The following is a 20,175-nucleotide window of genomic DNA, read 5'->3' on the forward strand; positions in this document are numbered from 1 at the left end:
CATTCTCCTGTCGGCGGATTCAGATGGCGTCACGTTCCAGTGGGCAGCTCATGCAGCGTGCGCCACCACGTCCACGTCCGAGTTCATCACCCGGAATGGGGAGAACCGTAATACCGGCTTTATCGTATTTTTCGTTAGTCCAGACATTGCGTTCGTACCCGATGACGACGCCGGGGCGTATGGTCAGGACGTTGTTAGCGTCGTTCCATTGTTCACGCTCCGCTTCGAACCGGTCGCCGCCTGTAGTGATCAACCGGACATGATCAATATCGAGCGCCTGCTCAATCGCGGTCAGAAAATGGGGTTCTTCCCGGCGCTTTATGCCGCCATGACCGTCGTCGGTGAGCGTCCAGCATTGTGTTTCCTTGCTGACGATTTCCGGGTAAACCGAGAAGGTATCGACATCAATATGCGTCATGACGGTATCAAGATGCATACAGGCGCGGTGCTTAGGCAGTTCCAGCGCAATGACGCGGCTTGCCTGCTGGTGATGAAATAAGGCTCGCGCCAGAAACTCGACGCCTTGCGGTGTGGTTCGCTCTGACATGCCAATCAGAACTGCGCCACGGCCAATGACTAATACGTCCCCACCTTCTAATGTCGCGTGGTCGTAATTACAGTCGTCGTCACCAAAATATTTAATAAAATCACCCTCCGTAAAACGCGGATGCCAGCGATATATTGCCCGGAGATTATTGGTTTCCCGCTGACGCGCGCTTTTTGCCATCGGATTGATTGACACGCCGTTATATATCCAGCACGAGGTATCCCGGGTGAATAAATGATTGGGAAGAGGATTCATAATAAAATCTGTTGCCTTTTGGGTATCGACAACCATATTGCTGAACGTCTCTGGAATTTCGCTGTAGGTCAGGCCGCCGGTCATTATTCTTGCTAGTTGGCGATGAGGCTGATTGGCAAGCCAGCCTCGAATGTCGGCGGCAAAAGAAGGGCCTAAGCGATAATCAGAAATCTGGGTGTTTAATAGCCAGCTTTTGGCCGCTGGTAGCGCCAGTGTTTCGGTGAGTAAATCGGTTAATAATAAAACCTCAACATGTTGCTGACGCAGTAAATTAGAAAATATGTCGTGCTCTTTACCGGCCCGTTCAACAGATAATACATCATCAAACAATAATTCCTGACAGTTTGATGGCGTTAGTCTTTTCAAGCTTAAATTAGGTCGATGTAGCATAACGCTACGTAACTGACCTATCTCTGAACCAACATAATTTTTCTGCATTGTGATTCCTTTTGAAATAAAAAGATAATGCTCACCCGTGGCAAATGATAATTATCAGCCAATTTATTGATGTTTTTCCCATTGGAGTACGCGGTCATACTAGGTGATGCCGATGTGTTTATTGTGACAGAGATCACATGGAGTGGTTCACAATGAATAAACAAAGTATTTCTTGAGCAAGCGCATTATTTTATTTATTTAGTTGTGAATGGCTTTGAATAAATAACGGTGATGGGGTTTTTTTATTTGTGAATATTGTTTTTTATTTATATCACTCATGGTTTTGTTTTTTGTATTGCATTGATGTTTATATGATTATTTTAAAAAACAAAATAATTAACATGATGTTGTGATTAATTATTTTTTATTCAATTTGACTATGGAATTTTTATTCAAGGGTATATGCTTTCGCCCGTTAATATTTTTTAAGATAATTCCGATGTTTTTTTAATTACATAGTAAGAACAGTAAATTAAAATAACAATATACACGTTATGGATAACCGCTTATTCAGTATTACTGCATAATAATTTTTTTTAACCGCGGTTTCTCTGAGTGGCAGAGAAATAATCATGCATTCATCCGTTGTTTTGATCGCGGAAAGACAAGGAAGATGGCAGAGGATAAGCTGATTACGGGATAAAAAAACCACCACCTCAACGGAGGTAGTGGTTTGGGGGAAGGATGTTTTTCGTATCGATAAAACCGCAGGGATTTACAGTGCAGCGATGGTGGCCTGTTGTTCCAGCAGTTTGGCTTTGGCGGCGGCGTAACCGTCGCGTTTTTCACGCTCTTTGGCAACCACGGCTTCTGGTGCGCGCGCGACAAAGCCTTCGTTGGAGAGCTTGCTGTCGATGCGACCGATTTCCACCTCGAGTTTCGCCACTTCTTTTGCCAGCCTGTCCAGTTCGGCTACTTTGTCGATAAGGCCAGCCATCGGGATCAGCAGCTCAGCACCCTCTACCAGTTTAGTGACGGAGACCGGGCCTTTATCGCCAGCCGGTAACAGCGTGATGCTCTCCAGACGCGCCAGCGTCTGAATAAAGCCGAGGTTGTCCTGCACTCGGCGGGTGGCATCGGCAGAAGCCTCGCGCAGCAGCAGCGCCAGCGGCTTGCTGGGTGCGATGTTCATTTCGGCACGAATGTTACGCACCGCGATGATCGCCTGCTTGATCCACTCCAGATCGTTAAACGCCTGCTCATCTTCCAGCGCGGCATCAAAGGCCGGGAACGGCTGCAGCATAATCGTATCGGCACTCACGCCTTTCAGTACTTTCACCCGTTGCCAGATGGTTTCGGTAATGAACGGGATGATCGGGTGAGCCAGACGCAACAGTGCTTCCAGTACCGTGACCAGCGTATGACGTGTGCCGCGCAGTTCAGCGTCGCTGCCGCCGTTCATCACCGGCTTGGTCAGCTCCAGATACCAGTCACAGAACTGGTTCCAGGTGAACTCGTAGAGCACGTTGGCTGCCAGGTCGAAACGGTAGCTGTCCAGCGCTTCGCGGTAGGCTTTCACCGTGCGGTTGAATTCCGCCAGAATCCAGCGGTCTGCCAGTGACAGTACTTTGTCGCCACCATTGAAACCGCAATCTTGCTCTTCGGTATTCATCAGCACGAAACGGCTGGCGTTCCACAGCTTATTACAGAAGTTGCGGTACCCTTCCAGGCGTTTCATGTCCCAGTTGATGTCGCGGCCGGTAGAAGCCAGTGCCGCCAGCGTAAAGCGCAGAGCATCGGTGCCGTGCGGTTCGATGCCGTTCGGGAACTGTTTTTCGGTGCGCTTGCGGATTTTTTCCGCCAGCTGCGGCTGCATCATGTTGCCGGTGCGTTTTTCCAACAGCGCTTCCAGCGAAATACCGTCCACCATATCCAGCGGGTCGATCACGTTGCCCTTGGATTTAGACATTTTCTGGCCTTCCTCATCGCGGATAAGGCCGGTCATGTAGACGGTATGGAACGGCACCTGTGGCTTGCCGTCTTCATCTTTGATGAAGTGCATGGTCATCATGATCATGCGGGCGATCCAGAAGAAAATGATGTCAAAGCCGCTGACCATCACGCTGCTGGGGTGGAAGGCTTTCAGTTCCGGGGTTTGCTCCGGCCAGCCGAGTGTGGAGAAGGTCCACAGGGCGGAGGAGAACCAGGTATCCAGCACGTCGTCGTCCTGGCGCAACGCCACATCTGCCGCCAGATTATTCTCGCGGCGCACTTCTTCTTCATCACGGCCGACGTAGACTTTGCCGTTATCGTCGTACCATGCCGGAATGCGATGACCCCACCACAGCTGACGGGAGATACACCAGTCCTGAATGTCGCGCATCCAACTGAAGTACATGTTTTCATATTGCTTCGGCACGAACTGGATACGGCCGTCTTCCACCGCTTCCACCGCCGGTTTAGCCAGCACAGCGGCACGGACGTACCACTGGTCGGTCAGCATCGGTTCAATGACCACGCCGCCACGGTCGCCGTAAGGAACGGTCAGGTCGTGCGCTTTAATTTCTTCCAGCAGGCCCAGCTCGTCAAACGCCGCAACCACCGCTTTACGGGCAGCAAAACGCTCCAGCCCGCGGAACGCGTCAGGAATCTCACTGCTGTAGGTGGTGCTGGATTCGCCGTTGGTGTTGAAGACTTCCGCTTCCTGGCGGATATCGCCGTCGAACGTCAGGATATTGATCATCGGCAACTGGTGGCGTTTACCGACTTCGTAGTCGTTGAAGTCATGCGCCGGGGTGATCTTCACGCAGCCGGTGCCTTTTTCCATATCGGCGTGTTCGTCACCGACGATCGGAATACGGCGACCAACCAGCGGCAGGATCAAAAACTTGCCGATCAGATCCTTATAGCGAGGATCTTCCGGATTGACCGCTACACCGGTATCACCCAGCACGGTTTCGGGACGGGTGGTGGCGACCACCAGATAATCTTTACCGTCGGCGGTTTTCGCGCCGTCCGCCAGCGGGTAGCGCAGGTGCCACATCGAGCCTTTGACGTCGCGGTTTTCCACTTCCAAATCGGAGATGGCGGTGCGCAGTTTCGGGTCCCAGTTCACCAAACGTTTGCCACGGTAGATCAGGTCTTCCTGATACAAGCGCACAAACACTTCTTTCACCGCGTTGGACAAGCCGTCGTCCATAGTGAAACGCTCGCGCTCCCAGTCTACTGAGTTGCCCAGGCGACGCATCTGACGGGTAATGGTGCCGCCGGATTCCGCCTTCCACTGCCAGATTTTGTCGATGAAGGCATCGCGGCCGTAATCATGGCGGGTTTTGCCTTCTTCCGCGGCGATTTTACGTTCCACGACCATCTGGGTGGCGATACCGGCATGGTCGGTACCCGCCTGCCACAGGGTGTTTTTACCCTGCATGCGCTGGTAGCGGATCATCGTATCCATAATGGTTTGCTGGAAAGCATGGCCCATGTGCAGGCTGCCGGTCACGTTGGGCGGCGGGATCATGATGCTGAAACTTTCTTTGCTGGTGTCGCCGTTGGGCTTGAAGTAACCCTGTTGTTCCCAGTGCTCGTACAGCGGCTGCTCGATATCGTGCGGGTTGTATGTCTTTTCCATTATGCTCAAAAAGTCAGTGAGTTGGCGGCGTCGCCGTGGTCAATTGGAAGCCGACGCTGCGATAGGCTTTGTAGCGGTCGCGCGCCAACTGTTTCAGAGATTCGTCGTAAGGGACGAAGTCTATCACTTCATGGAAAGCGGTGGCAAAATCTGCGAACTGCGGCATTAGGCTAATCAACAGGTCGCGTGGTGCGTTGCCGCGTTTTTGCGGCCAGGCCAGTTCTACCGGTGAGCCTTGCCGCGGCCCTTCACCCGCCAGATTGTGCGGCACGAACGCGTGGGGTTCACGCTGCCACAACGCTTCGTCCAGCCTGAGTGCCTGTTGTTCGTCTTCACAGGCGATCAGTACGCGCTGACCCGCGCGCCAGCGCGCGGCGGCCAGCTCACAGGCCAGCACTTCACAGGCGTTCAGCTCACCGCTGGAGCGGTCGCTCTCGATGAGATAGAAGGTCGCGTTTTTCATGGTGCTCCGCATACCGATGAGGGTTACAGACAGAATAACAAATCCCCGCAAGCGCGGGGATCAGGCCGGAAGGGGATGAATGCGCCACCGGTTGGCGGCGGCGATTGCCGATGATTACTCGGCGTCATTCAACCCGGCGCGGTTTAACAGGAACTGCGACAGCAACGCCACCGGTCGACCGGTCGCGCCTTTCGCCTTGCCGGAACGCCAGGCGGTGCCCGCGATATCCAGATGCGCCCAACTGTACTTGCGGGTAAAGCGCGACAGGAAGCATGCCGCGGTAATGGCGCCGCCCGGACGACCGCCGATGTTCGCCATATCAGCGAAGTTGGAGTCCAGCTGTTCCTGATATTCATCGCCCAGCGGCAGACGCCAGGCGCGGTCACCCGCTTGTTCCGAGGCACCCAGCAGTTCGTGAGCCAGCGGATTGTGGTTCGACATCAACCCGGTCAGGTGATGCCCCAGCGCGATGACGCAGGCACCGGTCAGGGTGGCGACGTCAATCACCACATCCGGCTCGAAGCGCTCAACGTAGGTGAGGGTATCGCACAGCACCAGACGGCCTTCGGCGTCGGTATTCAGCACTTCCACGGTTTGGCCGGACATGGTGGTCAGAATGTCGCCGGGACGATAAGAGCGGCCATCCACCATGTTTTCGCAACCGGCCAGCACGCCGATGATGTTGAGCGGCAATGCCAGTTCCGCCGCCACACGCATGACGCCATACACCGACGCGGCGCCGCACATGTCGTACTTCATTTCGTCCATGCTGTCGGCCGGTTTGATGGAGATACCACCCGCATCAAACGTCAGGCCCTTGCCGACCAACACGATAGGTTTGCTGTTGCTGTCCGGCGCGCCTTTGTATTCGATAACCGACATCAGCGATTCGTTTTGTGAACCTTGCCCGACAGCCAAATAGGCGTTCATCCCCAGCTCTTTCATCTGCTGTTCGCCGATGACGCGGGTGGTAATCTGGCTGTAGCCGTCGGCCAACTGGCGCGCCTGCGAGGCCAGGTAGGCGGCGTTGCAGATATTAGGCGGCATGTTGCCCAGATCTTTGGCCGCCTTGATGCCCGATGCAATCGCCAGACCATGCTGAATGGCACGCTCGCCGGAGGTCAGTTCACGGCGGGTCGGCACATTGAACACCATCTTGCGCAAGGGGCGACGCAGCTCGACCTTGTTGGTCTTTAATTGATCAAAGGTATACAGCGTTTCTTTGGCGGTTTCGACCGCCTGACGCACTTTCCAATAGGTATTGCGGCCTTTTACATGCAGTTCGGTCAAAAAGCAGACCGCTTCCATCGAGCCGGTTTCATTGAGGGCGTTGATGGTTTTCTGGATAACCTGCTTGTACTGGCGCTCATCGAGCTCGCGCTCTTTACCGCAGCCAATCAGCAAAATACGCTCGGAAAGGATGTTGGGGACATGGTGCAACAGCAGAGATTGCCCCACCTTACCTTCCAGCTCGCCACGGCGAAGTAACGCGCTGATGTAACCATCGCTGATTTTATCGAGTTGTTCTGCGATAGGGGACAGCCGACGCGGTTCAAACACGCCGACGACAATGCAGGCACTGCGTTGTTTTTCCGGGCTACCGCTTTTTACGCTGAACTCCATGAACTCTCCTGAATCTTTAAAGACAACGGTGGGATCTACGGCTAGAATGTGACATTCCGTAATATTTTCCCGCCGTTGCGTTAACATAACCTGTGTTAATCTAAACGACGTAGCGAATCTGTGCGAGGATACTCAGCAGGTTCTGATAAACATCCCACAAACAGGGATGTTTTAATAACGCTTTAGCTACGAAGGTTGCCACAAATGAGTGTAAATGGCGAGTTAGCGAAAAAACTATCGACTTTCCTGCAAAAATACAAGTTTTCACAGGCGTAATTAAGCGTGATCATCATTCGATATCTGGTACGGGAAACCTTCAAGAGCCAGGTGGCCATTCTGTTCATCCTGTTACTGATTTTTTTCTGTCAGAAACTGGTGCGGATACTGGGCGCTGCCGTGGACGGCGACATCCCGACCAATCTGGTTTTATCCCTGCTGGGGCTCGGTGTGCCGCAGATGGCGCAACTGATTTTGCCTCTGAGTCTTTTCCTCGGGCTGCTGATGACCTTCGGTCGGCTTTACGCTGAAAGTGAAATCACCGTAATGCATGCCTGCGGGCTCAGTAAAAACGTGTTGCTGAAAGCAGCACTGGTGCTTGCGTTGCTGACGGCGTCGCTGGCTACCGCCAACGTGCTGTGGTTAAGCCCCTGGTCGTCACGCCATCAGGACGAGGTGCTGGCAGAAGCGCGTGCCAACCCCGGCATGGCGTCGCTGGCGGAAGGCCAGTTCCAGCAGACGCAAGACGGCAACTCGGTGCTGTTTGTCGGCAAGGTCAACGGCGGCGATTTCGAACGGGTTTTTCTGGCGCAACTGCACCCACGTGAGAATACCCGCCCGTCGGTGGTTGTGGCGGATAAAGGTACGGTAGCGGCACGTGGCGACGGTTCCCAGGTGGTAACGCTCAGCAAAGGCACCCGTTATGAAGGCACGGCGATGCTGCGTGATTTCCGTATCACCGATTTTATCAACTATCAGGCCATCGTCGGCTATCAACAGGTGGCGGTTGACCCCACTAACGTTGAGCAGATGAGCTTCAAAACGCTGTGGCGTTCATCCGATATTGCCGCCCGCGCTGAGTTCCACTGGCGACTGACGTTGATTTTCTCCGTGCTGATGATGGCGGTGATGGTGGTGCCACTGAGTGTCGTGAACCCCCGTCAGGGGCGTGTGCTGAGTATGCTGCCAGCAATGCTGCTGTACCTGGTGTTTTTCCTGTTGCAGAGCTCGCTGCGTTCTAACGCGGGCAAGGGCAAGCTCGACCCGATGGTATGGATGTGGCTGACCAATCTGGTCTATCTGTCGCTGGCCGTCCTGCTGAACCTGTGGGATAGCGTACCGGTGCGTAAAATTCGCGCCAGCCTGAAATCGGGCCATCGCCAGAACGTAGAAGGAGCGGCCTGATATGTTTCGCGTACTGGACCGCTATATCGGTAAAACTATTTTCAATACCATCATGATGACGCTGTTCATGCTGGTGTCCCTCTCCGGCATCATCAAATTTGTCGATCAGCTGCGCAAAGTGGGGCAAGGCGGCTACTCGGTAATGGGCGCCGGGCTCTATACGTTGCTGAGCGTGCCGAAAGACATCGAGATCTTCTTCCCGATGGCGGCGCTGCTGGGCGCGCTGTTGGGGCTGGGCGCACTGGCTACCCGCAGTGAACTGGTGGTGATGCAGGCTTCCGGCTTTACCCGGTTGCAAATTGCTGGCTCCGTCATGAAAACCGCCATTCCGCTGGTGCTGCTGACGATGGCTATCGGTGAATGGGTGGCACCAGCGGGCGAACAAATGGCGCGTAACTACCGTTCACAGATGATGTACGGCGGTTCGATGTTGTCGACCCAAAGCGGCTTGTGGGCTAAAGACGGCAACGACTTTGTCTATATCCAGCGCGTTGCGGGAGATAATGAGCTACAGGGCGTCAACCTCTATCACTTTGACAAACACAGCAAACTGTTGTCAGTGCGCTATGCCGCCTCGGCCGTGTATGAGAACGGCAGTTGGAAACTGTCTCAGGTTGAAGAATCCGACCTGAACGACAGTAAACAGATTGGCGGCAGCCAGACGGTGAGCGGCGAATGGAAAACCAACCTGACGCCGGATAAGCTCGGCGTGGTGGCGCTCGATCCTGACGCGCTCTCTATCCGCGGCCTGTACGACTACATTAAGTACCTGCGCCAGAGCGGGCAGGAAGCGAACCGTTACCAGCTCAACATGTGGAGCAAACTGTTTGCGCCGCTGTCTGTGGCGGTGATGATGCTGATGGCACTGTCGTTCATCTTCGGCCCGCTGCGAAGCGTACCGGCGGGTATGCGAATCGTCATCGGTATCAGCTTCGGCTTTCTGTTTTACGTGCTGGACCAGATCTTCGGCCCGCTCAGTCTGGTGTATCACATGCCGCCGGTGCTGGGGGCGTTGTTGCCGAGCGCGTTGTTCCTGTTTATTAGCGTTATGCTGCTGCTAAAACGGCGCTAATCTCACTTTTCACGAAACGGGCGGGCTATAACAGCGCGCCCGTTTTTTTATCTGTATCACACGTCCGACGCTGTAAAACTGCTGCCACGGCAACACATTACTGTGCTAAAAACACCCTAACGGCGATTTTTTCAGCGCTTGCAACGCCAGACGACGGATTAGGGTTGCACCGAGCCCGCACAACGGTATAATCCACCACGTTTTCCGCAAAGTACTACTTCGTGCCGAAGTGGCGAAATCGGTAGACGCAGTTGATTCAAAATCAACCGTAGAAATACGTGCCGGTTCGAGTCCGGCCTTCGGCACCAACAGTATATAAATAGACGTCAATTGACGTCTTTTTTTATGCCTGAAATCCAGTATTTACCCGCCTTTCCCGCTATATTCATTCTCTCAGGGTCAACTGACATCTATGTCCATCTACCAACAGTTGTTGGTACAGATGATGGTATTTTCGGTTCGATAATGCTTATACCAACGGGGAGGAGATAAGTATGGCGCTCACTGATATCAAAGTCAGAATAGCCAAGCCTTCGGATAAGCAATACAAGCTGACCGATGGCAATGGTATGCATCTGCTGGTTCATCCCAATGGCTCAAAGTATTGGCGCTTACAGTACCGTTTTGGCGGTAAACAGAAGATGCTGGCACTGGGGGTTTATCCTGATGTCTCCCTGGCTGATGCCAGAGCACGCCGTGATGAGGCGCGGAAGTTATTGGCAAACGGCACTGACCCTGGCGACAAAAAGAAATCCGATAAGGTTGAACAAAGCGAAGCGTTAACCTTTAAAGAGGTGGCAATAGAATGGCACTCCACCAATAAAAAATGGTCGCAGGAGCACAGCCATCGTGTGCTGAAAAGCCTGGAAGATAACCTTTTCCCTGCAATAGGCAAACGCAACATCGCCGAGCTTAAAACCCGTGACTTGCTAGCGCCCATCAAGGCGGTGGAGCAGTCAGGCCGCCTTGAAGTCGCCTCACGGCTCCAGCAACGCACAACCGCGATAATGCGCTACGCCGTACAAAGCGGATTAATTGACTACAACCCGGCGCAGGAAATGGCAGGCGCGGTGGCGTCCAGCAATCGGCAGCATCGCCCGGCACTGGATCTCAAGCACACGCCCGAACTGCTCCGACGTATCGATAACTACACCGGCAGGCCATTAACCCGTCTTGCGGTCGAACTGACGTTATTGATTTTTATCCGCTCCAGCGAACTGCGCTTTGCACGCTGGTCAGAGATAGATTTTGATACCGCCCTGTGGACGATCCCCCCGGAACGCGAACCCATCGACGGCGTAAAACACTCTCATCGTGGCTCAAAAATGCGCACTCCGCACCTGGTGCCGCTTTCCCGGCAGGCGCTGGCGACGTTGAAGCAAATCCAGCAATTTAGCTGCGACCATGAGCTTATCTTTATTGGCGACCACGACCCGCGTAAACCAATGAGTGAGAACACGGTGAACAAAGCGCTGCGGGTGATGGGATATGACACCAAGGTAGAGGTTTGTGGGCATGGCTTCAGGACGATGGCCTGTAGCTCGCTTATCGAGTCGGGCCTATGGTCGCGTGACGCGGTAGAGCGCCAGATGAGCCATATGGAGCGTAACTCGGTACGAGCGGCCTACATCCACAAAGCCGAGCACCTGGACGAACGTAAACTGATGCTGCAATGGTGGGCGGATTTCCTCGATGCGAACCGGGAGAAGGTGGTGAGTGCGTTTGATTTTGGGAAAGTTAGCCTTTAGCTCAAGCGGATGTATCCGGCTTTATCTCTGTTTGTAAGCGCTTTGATTGCGTTGTTGAGACCCCTGACAAGTTTCATTGTTGGGGGTTTTTATTTTTTGTTCTCTAAACTCACTCGATTTTTTCTATAGAATAACTACTGCATTTTTTATTCTTGACACCTTTTAGCATTTGCAGGATGATGAATCTGTTGTCTCATTTTTATCTCTATATCTGTTCTATAGAATTTGGTGGGGCGATGCTACAGGCGGCCACCTGTAGCGATCACTTAAACTCCAACTTGCCAGAAGGAAATATAAGCTATGTCAGTATATCAAATTAACTACGATCTGCGTAAGCAGCGTGATTACTCGCCCCTTATTGAACGAATTAAGTCTTATGGGTACTGGTGTCATCCTCTTGAGTCGGCCTGGATTATCGTTACAGACCAAACTGCAGTACAAGTTCGCGATAATCTTAAAGCGGTAATGGATAGCGATGATGGGCTTTTAGTCACTCGCTTACAGGGAGAGGCGGCGTGGTATGGGTTATCAAATGAGATCTCTCAGTGGCTGAAAGATAATTTACAGTAATTTCGTTGAGATCTATATGCGCCAAGGATGGCGCAATATCAGAGGTAAGAATGCCTAACACCTTAGTGAACCTGGAAAAAATTGCTGACGTTCGTTCGGGATTTACCTTTCGTGAGGCAATACAACCGAGCCCCGCTGGCAACGTTCATATTTTGCAGATTAAAGACCTTACTCAAGATATGTGGATAGTGCCGGATGCGTTGCCAGCTGTGGTATGGGAACAGAATGCTACTCCACCGTTACTTGAACCGGGAGAAATTGTGGTTGCTGCACGCGGCAACCGTAATGTGGCAGTGGTTTATCATGGTAAAGCCCCCGTTGTGGCGACGAATCAATTCCTTATCATCAATATCAAAACAAAAACGGTGTTGCCTGAGTACCTGTGTTGGCTCATTAATCATCCAACGATTCAGCAGATGTTCCATCGCAGTGGCACGAATATCCAGTTGGTTACTAAAGCGGCCTTACTCAAGGTACAACTGCCTTTACCTCCTATAGAGGTTCAGCAAAACATTATTGGGTTGCAACAGGTGTGGGAACAGGAAGACCAGTTGATTAGCCAGTTACAGGCTAACCGCCAGAAGCTGCAACTTGGTATTTTGAAAAAATTATTTAAGGATTAATGTGTTATGAGCAACAAGATCGACCAGAACCGTATCAACAATGTGTTATGGAGTGTGTGCGATATTTTCCGTGGCACCATCAGCCCCGACACCTATAAAGATTTCATTCTTACCATGCTGTTCCTTAAATACATTTCGGACGTCTGGCAGGATCATTACGATGGTTATAAGGCTGAATATGGTGATGAACCGGAACTGATCGAAGAGATGATGAAAAACGAGCGTTTTGTTCTGCCAAAACAGGCCAGTTTTTACACGCTCTTTCAGCATCGCAATGAACCGGGTAATGGAGAGCGCATCGATAAAGCTCTGCACGCGATTGAAGAAGCTAACGGCACAAAACTGAAAGACGCGGGAAAAAGCGTGTTTCAGGATATCTCTTTTAATACCGACAAGCTGGGTGAAGAGAAGCAAAAGAACGGGATTCTAAAAGATCTCCTTGAAGAGTTTTCCTGTGCAGATCTGGACCTAAAACCTAGCCGTATCGGTGGATTAGATGTGATCGGCAATGCTTACGAGTATCTGATTGGTAAGTTTGCTGCTAATAGCGGCCAGAAGGCAGGCGAGTACTATACCCCACCGGAAGTGTCCGACTTGATGGCGGAATTACTCGATCCGCAACCTGGTGATACCATTTGCGACCCTGCCTGTGGTTCTGCGTCGTTATTGATGAAATGCGGCCGTAAAGTGGTACAAAACCATGGTAGTAAGCAGTATGAGTTATATGGTCAGGAAGCGATTGGTTCGACCTGGTCACTGGCGAAAATGAACATGTTTTTGCACGGCGAAGATAACCACAAGATTGAATGGGGCGATACCATTCGTAACCCTAAATTGCTGGATAAGAACGGCGACCTTAAGCTGTTTGATATCGTTACTGCTAATCCGCCCTTCTCGCTGGATAAGTGGGGATACAGTGAGGTGGAAAGCGATAAATTCAGCCGTTTCCGTCGCGGCCTGCCGCCGAAAACCAAAGGTGACTATGCCTTTATTCTGCATATGATCGAAACGCTAAAACCGAAGGCTGGACGTATGGGTGTTGTGGTGCCTCATGGCGTGCTATTCCGTGGTTCCAGCGAAGGGAAAATCCGTCAGAAACTGATCGAAGAAAACCTGCTGGATGCAGTGATCGGTTTGCCAGAAAAACTGTTTTTTGGCACCGGTATTCCTGCCTCAATACTGATTTTCAAAAAGCAAAAGGTTGACGATAACGTGCTATTTATTGATGCCAGCCGTGAGTTTGATCCGGGCAAAAATCAGAACCGCCTTAGTACGGAAAACATTGTTAAAGTCGTCAAAATCTACCGAGACCGCGATAACGTTGACAAATATGCTTATCTTGCCAGCCTGCAAGAGATACGCGATAACGACTATAACCTGAATATTCCCCGCTACGTCGATACCTTTGAAGAAGAACAGGAAATTGACCTGATGGTGGTCCGCGCCGAACGTAAGCAACTGCAAGCTCAATTAGCTGAGCTGGAAGCTGAAATGGCGAAGTATCTGGAGGAGTTGGGTTATGGTGCCTAAGGGGTGGAGTCTGGTAGAGGCTAATGAAGTTTGCGAGTCTATCTCTGTTGGTGTTGTTATTAAACCTGCACAGTATTATGTAGATGAAAGTGTGGGAATAAAAGCGTTTAGATCGGCGAATGTGAGAGAGGGGTTCATTAACGACTCTGGCTGGGTTTATTTTTCTCAAAAAGGGCACTTGGCTAATAAAAATAGCCAGCTTAAATCTGGCGATGTTTTAATTGTAAGAACAGGTTATCCCGGTACAGCTTGTGTTGTTACGCCAGAATTTGAAGGGGCAAATGCAATTGATATTGTTATAGCGAGACCCCAAAAAGACAAAGTACTTCCTGAATACTTATGTGCTTACACGAATTCTTCTGTTGGTAAGTCACAAGTATTAAACCTTCAAGGTGGAATGGCGCAAAAACACCTTAATGTTAGTGCCTACCAAACTTTAAAAATAAAACTACCACCGTTGTTGGAGCAAAAGAAAATTGCCAAAATCCTTTCTACATGGGATAAGGCGATTGCCACCACTGAACAACTGCTAACCAATAGCCAGCAGCAGAAAAAAGTGCTGATGCAGGAATTGCTCACCGGTAAGAAACGTTTACCGGGGTTTAGTGGGAAATGGGAATACTACACTCTTTCAGATATTGCCGTTATTGTAATGGGGTCTTCGCCAAAATCTGATGCCTATAATGAAAATGGGGTTGGTCTTCCATTGATTCAAGGCAATGCCGACATAAAAAACAGAAGATCTGTACCACGTATTTTTACTTCGGAGATAACTAAAGAGTGTCTCCCTGACGATATTCTATTAAGTGTTCGGGCCCCAGTGGGAACGATTGCAATATCGAACCATAATGCATGCATAGGCAGAGGTATTGCCACAATAAGAGCAAAAATGGATTTTAACCAAGCTTTTATTTACCAGTGGCTACTTTGGTTTGAACCAAAATGGTATTCCCTGTCCCAGGGAAGCACGTTTGAGTCCATAAATAGTGATGATATAAAACAATTAAAAATTAGAGTACCAAGCATAGAAGAACAGAAGAGTATCGCCAAAATCCTTGCCGTGGCAGACGGCGAGATCGAAACCCTAAAACAAAAACTCCATCACCTAAAACAAGAAAAAAAAGCCCTGATGCAGCAACTGCTCACCGGTAAACGCCGGGTGAAAACGGAGGCGGCATAATGGATAAACACTTACCTCAAGCCCCGGCAGGTGAATTCCTGCTGTTCCAAAGCGATGATGGCCGTGCTCGGGTTGAATGCCGATTTGAAGCGGAAACACTTTGGCTGTCGCAGGCTTCAATGGCGGAGCTGTATGGTAAAGATGTGCGAACCATTAACGAACATCTAGTCAACATCTTTGCTGAAGACGAACTTGCTCAAAATTCAACTATCCGGAAATTCCGGATAGTTCGTTTAGAGGGTAAGCGTCAGGTGGCAAGAGAGATCGATCACTACAACCTTGAAGCGGTACTGGCCGTTGGTTATCGTGTTCGTTCAACCCGGGGCACCCAGTTCCGCCAATGGGCCACGCAAACCTTGCAGGAATACCTGATTAAAGGCTTTGTGATGGATGATGAGCGGCTGAAAAATCCGCCGGTCGGCCCGTCAGTGGTGCCCGATTACTTTGGTGAGATGCTGGAGCGCATCCGAGATATTCGTGCCAGCGAACGGCGCGTCTATTTACGGGTACGGGAAATCTTTGCTCTCGCTGCGGATTATCAGCCTTCACTGAAAGAGACCACACTCTTTTTCCAGACTATCCAGAATAAACTGCATTTTGCTTGCACCGGGAAAACGGCGGCTGAACTTATTCACCAACGCGCCGATGCCAGTCTTCCGCATATGGGGTTGACCAGCTTCAAGGGTGACGAAGTGCGTAAAGGGGATGTCACCGTCGCCAAAAATTATCTCAATCAAAGCGAAGTTGATGAACTGAACCGCGTGGTCAATATGTGGCTGGATTTTGCTGAAGATCAGGCCAGACGACGCCAGCAGATATTTTTACGCGACTGGCAGGAAAAATTAGATCAATTCTTGCAATTCAACGATCGTGATGTATTAAAAGGTGCAGGTACGATCAGCAAGAAAATGGCGGATGATAAGGCTCAGGCTGAATATGAACAGTTCGCCGAGCAACAGCGTCGTTTAAAAGAAGCAGAGGGTGAGCGGGATATCACTGAGCTATTACAGTGGCAAACCAATCCAAAAACTAAGGATGCGCCATGAGTATGCAACATGTGCCAAAATTTCAGGAAGAATACAGCGCTAAAATACCGGCACTAACATTACTCACCAGTCTTGGGTGGTCATATATTACGCCTGATCAGGCGCAGGAGGCACGTGGTAATAAGTCGGATCAGGTGGTATTAAGCCAGATTCTGCGTGAGCAATTGCAAAAGCGTACCTTCACTTTTGCAGGACGGGACTATCCGCTCTCCGATAAAGCGATTGATAACCTGATTGCCGAAGTAAACAGCCCGGCTTTGAATGAAGGTTTGCTCACCGCCAATGAGAGACTCTATAACCACCTGATGTACGGTATTTCTGTCACTGAGTTTATTGATAGTAAAAAGGCTAACCCCACCATAGCGTTGATTGACTGGCACAATCCGGTGAATAACAGTTTTGTCTTTACTGAAGAATTCAGTGTGACTCGCTCTAATGGTATTGAGTCGCGCAGGCCGGATATCGTTTGTTTTGTGAATGGTATTCCGCTGGCGATTATCGAGGCCAAACGTCCAGATAGTAATGCCAAAAAAGGCCCAACCCTTGATGAAGGGATTTCGCAAAGCCTGCGTAATCAGCGGCACGATGAAATTCCGCGTTTATTCGCTTACAGCCAGCTACTGTTATCCATTAATGGTCATGATGGCCGTTACGGCACCTGCGGCACGCCAGCGAAGTTTTGGGCGAACTGGCGTGAAGAGGATATCTCGGATGCTGAGATGTATGCCATCAAGAATCACTCACTTTCCACAGAACAATTCACTGCGCTGTTCAGCCATCGTTCTCAAGCCATTGTGGATTGGTATCAACAGTTAATAACGAGCGGTGAACTTGCCGTTACCGGGCAAGATAAGCTGTTAATTAGCCTATTGTCGCCAGTTCGTCTGTTGGAGATGACTCGCTACTTTACGCTGTTTGATAAGAAAGTGGGAAAAGTTGTTGCCCGCTATCAGCAGGTGTTTGGCATCAAGCGTCTGATTGAGCGTATTAATACCAAACGTCCTGATGGTGGGCGTGAAGGTGGCGTGATTTGGCATACCACCGGTTCTGGTAAATCATTCACGATGGTTTTTCTGAGCAAGGTGCTAATTCTGCATGAAACCCTAAAGCAGTGCCGCATTGTGGTGGTGACTGACCGTATTGACCTGGAAAAACAACTCAGCCGTACCTTTATTTCTGGCGGCGAATTGTCTGGGAAACGAGATAAAGCATCTGCTATCGCGACCTCCGGTACGCGGCTGGCGGAGCAGATTGGCAAAGGGACGGAGCGCATTATTTTTTCGCTGATTCAGAAGTTTAATACCGCGATTCGGCTGCCGGGATGCGTTAATACCAGCTCAGATATTATCGTCTTGATTGATGAAGGCCACCGTAGCCAGGGCGGTGAAAACCATATCCGCATGAAGCAGGCATTGCCTAATGCCGCGTTTGTCGCTTTTACCGGCACCCCGCTGCTAAAAGACGATAAAACCACCAATAAGTTTGGTCCGATTGTGCATGCCTACACCATGCAGCGGGCAGTGGAAGACAAAACGGTAACGCCGCTGTTATACGAAGAGCGTATTCCTGACCTTGATGTTAATGAACGTGCGATTGATAGCTGGTTTGAACGTATTACCGAAGGATTAAGCGACGAACAAAAAACAGATCTCAAACGTAAGTTTGCCAGAAAGGGGCAAATATACAGCACAGACGATCGCATCCGTCTTATCGCATTGGATATTGCTAACCACTTCGACAAGAATATTGATGATGGCTTAAAAGGCCAGCTCGCCTGTGACAGTAAGGTCTCTGCGATTAAGTATAAAAAATATCTTGATGAAGCAGGCTTATTTGAATCAGCGGTGGTTATTAGCTCGCCCGATACCCGTGAGGGTAATACTGAGATCGATGAATCCACCATGCCGGAAGTGGCGCAGTGGTGGAAAGAGAATGTTGGCTCGCAGGATGAACAGGTTTATACCCAGCATATTATCGAGCGTTTTGATAAAGATGATTCGCTCAAAATCCTGATTGTGGTCGATAAGCTGCTGACAGGCTTTGACGAGCCGAAAAACGCCGTGCTCTATATCGACAAGCCGCTTAAAGGACACAACCTGATCCAGGCGATTGCTCGCGTTAACCGTTTACATCCGAAAAAGAAATTTGGATTGTTGATCGATTATCGCGGCATTCTCCGCGAACTGGATACCACCATTCAGCACTACCAAAAGCTCGCTTCCCGTACCCAAGGCGGTTACGACATCAACGATCTTGTTGGTCTCTACGGCCAGATGAGCACGGAGTACAAACGTCTCCCTCAGCTTTATAAAAATCTGTGGGCAATTTTTTCTGGTGTGAAAAATAAGAATGACACCCAGCAACTGCGCCAGGTGCTAATACCACGTATTGAAGAGCGAAACGGCGAACTTGTCGATATTCATCTGAGGGTGCGTGAAGACTTCTACGAAGCGCTGACGGCGTTTGCCCGTTGCCTGAAAGTAGCATTGCAATCTGCTACGTTCTTTGAAGATAAGAGCTTCAGTGATGATGATCGTTATCACTATAAAGAAACGGTGAGTCAGTTCTCTAGCTTACGCCAGTTAGTTCAGCAGGATGCGGGCGAGCGTATCGACTACGATGAGTACGCTGCTCAGGTGAAAAAACTGCTGGATAAACACGTGGTGGGTGTTGAGGTCCGAGAGCCCGATGGCGTATATGAAGTGAGCCAGATGGGGCAATTCCAGCAACCCGAAGACTGGAGCGATGAGAAAACTCGCAACGAAACAGACATCATCAAAACACGCGTCACGCGGATGATTGAACAGCAACTGCGTGACGACCCTTACGCACAGGAGGCTTTTTCTAAGCTATTGCGTCAGGCGATTGAAGAAGCGGAGAAGTTATTTGATCATCCGTTGAAGCAATACCTGCTGTTTCGTGAGTTTGAAGAGCAAGTACAAGAACGTCGGCTGAATGATATCCCTGATGCATTTGCCGGTAATCACCATGCTCAAGCTTATTTTGGTGTATTCAGAAAAATTCTGCCGGAGGTTTTTGCGATTGTTGATGCACAGGTACAGGACAAATGGGTAAAACTGGCATTTACTCTCGATCAGCTTGTCGACGTTTCGGTAGCGGAAAACTCGATTAATCCACAAAACATTGAAGCGGATATCCGTAAGAAACTGCTACCTATGCTGTTTAAAGAATGCAAGGCGATTGGCGGTGGTATGGATCAAGCAAAAAAGATGGTGGAGATGATCGTACAAATCACCCGAGTCGGGTTGAGTGGGGTTTAATTCGTGTCTGCTCAACGTCCACATAGGTCAATGTGTTTTTTTTACGGTGATGAGCGAATTAGTTTTGACTGCGTTTCGCGTCTCCAGTCAGTTGGACGCGTGCTGATAAAAGTACACCCAGATTGCAGGGTGGTTGTTTCAGCACCCAAGGATGCTGACGATCATGCAGTACTGAATGCGGTGAAAAAGCGTAGTCGTTGGATATATCAACAACTACGTGATTTTCGCCAGCAGCGTGAATACATCACTCCACGGCAGTACATTAGCGGGGAGAGTCATTATTACTTGGGTAAGCAATATCTGCTAAAGGTTCTTGAAGAGCCATCAGGGATACAGGGCGTCAAGATGTTGCGCGGCAAGCTGGAGGTGACGCTACACCAGAGAAACGCAGCAAAGGTTCGGCAGTTGCTTGTGGATTGGTACAAAACCCGAGCTAAAGAGGTTTTTTCCAGGCGATTAGAGGCGATGCTGGAACAGGCATTATGGGTAAGTGAACGTCCGCAACTACGCCTTTTAACGATGCAAACCCAATGGGGAAGTTGCTCTCCTCATGGTCGGTTGACGCTCAACCCCTATTTGGTCAAAGCCTCCCGTGAATGCATTGATTATGTGATTCTACATGAACTGTGTCATATCGCTGAGCATAACCATAGCGAACGCTTTTATCGGCTAATGGGACAGGTGATGCCTGCATGGGAAATAGTAAAAACACGTCTGGATGGGATGGCCGGGGTGATTTTTTCTGATTTATGATGTAGGGATGAGATTTTCCCTAGGGCAGCAAAATGGGTAACAATGGTGTATATGTTCACCGTCCTCATAAGTTG

At 50.3% G+C, this 20,175-nt stretch carries 14 protein-coding genes and 1 tRNA gene; 11 read left to right on the top strand and 4 right to left on the bottom strand.

The genetic code is table 11. From position 1 onward, the window contains the following. Positions 1 to 19: 19 nt before the first annotated feature. The 4 genes from arcA to pepA all read right to left on the bottom strand — a co-directional run bounded on the left by arcA (position 20) and on the right by pepA (position 6,897). Positions 20 to 1,240, bottom strand: a complete 1,221-nt coding sequence (arcA, locus tag DD586_RS01990; RefSeq protein WP_012883136.1) for an arginine deiminase — start codon at positions 1,238 to 1,240, stop codon at positions 20 to 22. Between the two features lie 715 nt (positions 1,241 to 1,955). Further along, positions 1,956 to 4,811 carry a valine--tRNA ligase gene (locus tag DD586_RS01995; protein ID WP_012883137.1) on the bottom strand — a complete coding sequence of 952 codons (2,856 nt, stop codon included), beginning with the start codon at positions 4,809 to 4,811 and terminating at the stop codon, positions 1,956 to 1,958. A 13-nt stretch (positions 4,812 to 4,824) separates the two neighbouring features. Further along, the gene (locus tag DD586_RS02000; protein WP_012883138.1) at positions 4,825 to 5,274 is read right to left on the bottom strand and encodes a DNA polymerase III subunit chi; all 450 of its coding nucleotides are present in this window, start codon (positions 5,272 to 5,274) and stop codon (positions 4,825 to 4,827) included. Between the two features lie 114 nt (positions 5,275 to 5,388). Next, positions 5,389 to 6,897 carry a leucyl aminopeptidase gene (pepA, locus tag DD586_RS02005; RefSeq protein WP_012883139.1) on the bottom strand — a complete coding sequence of 503 codons (1,509 nt, stop codon included), beginning with the start codon at positions 6,895 to 6,897 and terminating at the stop codon, positions 5,389 to 5,391. 282 nt (positions 6,898 to 7,179) lie between these two features. Between pepA and lptF the strand changes: the two genes are divergently transcribed. The 11 genes from lptF (at position 7,180) to DD586_RS02060 (ending at position 20,101) form a co-directional block, all read left to right on the top strand. Next, on the top strand, positions 7,180 to 8,298 hold the full coding sequence (lptF, locus tag DD586_RS02010) for an LPS export ABC transporter permease LptF (RefSeq protein WP_012883140.1): 1,119 nt from the start codon (positions 7,180 to 7,182) through the stop codon (positions 8,296 to 8,298). A gap of 1 nt (position 8,299) precedes the next feature. Beyond that, positions 8,300 to 9,370, top strand: a complete 1,071-nt coding sequence (lptG, locus tag DD586_RS02015) for an LPS export ABC transporter permease LptG (protein WP_012883141.1) — start codon at positions 8,300 to 8,302, stop codon at positions 9,368 to 9,370. Between the two features lie 223 nt (positions 9,371 to 9,593). Continuing rightward, positions 9,594 to 9,678, top strand: a tRNA-Leu gene (locus DD586_RS02020). A gap of 186 nt (positions 9,679 to 9,864) precedes the next feature. Next, positions 9,865 to 11,118, top strand: coding sequence for a tyrosine-type recombinase/integrase (locus DD586_RS02025; RefSeq protein ID WP_012883142.1), 1,254 nt, complete (start codon positions 9,865 to 9,867; stop codon positions 11,116 to 11,118). Between the two features lie 300 nt (positions 11,119 to 11,418). Next, a complete protein-coding gene (locus DD586_RS02030; protein ID WP_012883143.1) occupies positions 11,419 to 11,688 on the top strand; it encodes a hypothetical protein in 270 nt (89 codons plus the stop codon). A 50-nt stretch (positions 11,689 to 11,738) separates the two neighbouring features. Then, positions 11,739 to 12,311 carry a restriction endonuclease subunit S gene (locus tag DD586_RS02035; protein ID WP_012883144.1) on the top strand — a complete coding sequence of 191 codons (573 nt, stop codon included), beginning with the start codon at positions 11,739 to 11,741 and terminating at the stop codon, positions 12,309 to 12,311. A 6-nt stretch (positions 12,312 to 12,317) separates the two neighbouring features. Next, positions 12,318 to 13,841, top strand: a complete 1,524-nt coding sequence (locus tag DD586_RS02040; RefSeq protein WP_012883145.1) for a type I restriction-modification system subunit M — start codon at positions 12,318 to 12,320, stop codon at positions 13,839 to 13,841. Next, a complete protein-coding gene (locus DD586_RS02045) occupies positions 13,831 to 15,021 on the top strand; it encodes a restriction endonuclease subunit S (RefSeq protein ID WP_012883146.1) in 1,191 nt (396 codons plus the stop codon). The genes DD586_RS02040 and DD586_RS02045 overlap by 11 nt, the downstream gene beginning before the upstream one ends. Then, positions 15,018 to 16,067: a virulence RhuM family protein gene (locus DD586_RS02050; protein ID WP_041164245.1), complete on the top strand. Its 1,050-nt coding sequence runs from the start codon at positions 15,018 to 15,020 to the stop codon at positions 16,065 to 16,067. Before DD586_RS02045 ends, DD586_RS02050 begins: the two co-directional genes overlap by 4 nt. Continuing rightward, entirely contained in the window at positions 16,064 to 19,348 is a 3,285-nt protein-coding gene (locus DD586_RS02055; RefSeq protein WP_012883148.1) for a type I restriction endonuclease subunit R, read from the top strand. Before DD586_RS02050 ends, DD586_RS02055 begins: the two co-directional genes overlap by 4 nt. Positions 19,349 to 19,378: 30 nt before the next feature. Beyond that, positions 19,379 to 20,101 carry a M48 family metallopeptidase gene (locus tag DD586_RS02060; RefSeq protein WP_012883149.1) on the top strand — a complete coding sequence of 241 codons (723 nt, stop codon included), beginning with the start codon at positions 19,379 to 19,381 and terminating at the stop codon, positions 20,099 to 20,101. Positions 20,102 to 20,175: the final 74 nt, after the last annotated feature.

Origin of the sequence: Dickeya parazeae Ech586 (assembly GCF_000025065.1) — a bacterium.
GTDB classification, from domain to species: Bacteria; Pseudomonadota; Gammaproteobacteria; order Enterobacterales; family Enterobacteriaceae; genus Dickeya; species Dickeya zeae.